Raw genomic sequence first — 1781 nt, forward strand, 5'->3', positions numbered from 1 at the left:
ARTCTTTTCCTGCGCGGATCTATAATACAATAAAAATTTTGAAAACATTCTAGGAATGTTAATATTTTTATTGTATAGTGTATACCCGCGATGCACACAACAMAAAAGAGAYGGTTATTCCTTTTTYATCATAGAATGATTAGTCGATACYYTTTTTMTTCTTTKAAKCCTAACTCAATCAAAACTTCTCAAGTTATTMTAATCTCTAACTTCACTGAAATCGAATTAGTTGYTTTCATKGATATATTASKATATTTGGGTGAAATYTTGAAATCKAATGAAATGAGGTTCAAMTATTKCTTAGCGATTCCTAACGAACAATTKGGGTAGAAAKCCCCTTTCTTTTATTTTTTGAAATGAATCYRTTTTTATGTTATTTCGTACTGTATAATTMMAATTMTTTTCTTTGTGGGATCATTTTMCCACRAAARGGAATCAGAAGAATGATAGAATGGATTGCTACCTATGCCTAGATCRCGAATAAAYGGAAATTTTATTGATAAGACCTTTTCAATTGTAGCCAATATCTTATTACGAATAATTCCRACAACTTCAGGAGAAAAAGAGGCATTTAGTTATTACAGAGATGGTGTGATTTGATTMTTTTTTSTTACTGCTCTCAGTCTTMCGAGAAAGACACATGATTCRRTATAAAAAKAAAATTTTTGAAAAAAAAATCTACGCTTSTTGAAGGTGAAGTTTKGAAATAAAACAATTCCTTCTGTCGTGTATCCTCGATTAATGCAGCCTTAGATGCTATAYTTCAATTRTCGATTATAGTATTAAGCGAAAGGATACACCTAGAGGTTCYGTATTACATATTACAGRTCAACACTACTCYACTAGTACCACTAGGSGGCATAGAGGAAGAAGCACTACACCTAGAAATCAACAACAMGAAAACTTTGTTAKAAATGGACCCTTGYYYGTCTCSGGCTCGGGACKAACAAGARTGGTTGGGACAACAAACATCCATCTCGTTCGTATTTTGKATACCCGTATAACCATCGAAGGCTGTTGAAGTGACTMATTTCTRTAAATTAGGAGGCGTTGAGAACAAAAAAATGGTTGAGTTATCATTTCTATATCCTAACAATAYGCTTGAGGTTAAGAAAAGATCTCTTGCAGGAAGGTTGGCTAGAKATTTCATGTAAAAACACTAGCYCCRCTCAGTTAATAATGAGAATAGTTTAATMTTTTTTGATTYCATGTATTATTCTTATTARGCACATAAGGGAGGAGCCGTATGAGATGAACATCTCACGTACGGTTCTGTAACGGGGATTCTTTKACTTGAATRACGACCGTAACGGATGTCAGCCCAATCCGAAGRAAATTATGCGGAAGCTTTACARAATTATTACGAAGCTATGCGATTAGAAATTGATCCCTATGATCGAAGTTATATACTYTATAACATCGGTCTTATMCACACAAGTAATGGAGAACATACGAAAGCTTTGGAATATTATTTTAGAGMATTAGAACGAAATCCATTCTTACCACAAGCTTTTAATAATATGGYCGTGATYKGTCATTAYGTGCGACTATCTTCACTATAGAAATAAAAAGKAAAAAACGAGAMAATCCGYTAGAARATACTTGAAAAAKATAGGCTTTCTACATATGCATTGTCTAAAAAAATTATTTTTATCAGCTGTAGAAAAGAAACAAACTTTATAAAGGACAAATCTGAAGAAATAAATATGCTAGCTATTTTATTCTAGGGATAAAATGGTCAAATTGATAAAGGAAAAATGGCAGTCTAATACACTAAATAT

At 32.3% G+C, this 1781-nt stretch carries 1 protein-coding gene; it reads left to right on the plus strand.

Going from position 1 to position 1781, the window contains the following annotated elements; genetic code table 11:
• The first annotated feature begins 1370 nt into the window (after window positions 1–1370).
• Complete coding sequence (locus tag EIZ48_RS31385; protein ID WP_500690619.1) at window positions 1371–1562, plus strand: hypothetical protein; 192 nt, start codon at window positions 1371–1373, stop codon at window positions 1560–1562.
• The last annotated feature ends 219 nt before the right edge of the window (window positions 1563–1781 follow it).

This window comes from Photobacterium alginatilyticum (assembly GCF_009910675.1).
In the GTDB taxonomy this organism is placed as follows: Bacteria; Pseudomonadota; Gammaproteobacteria; order Enterobacterales; family Vibrionaceae; genus Photobacterium; species Photobacterium alginatilyticum.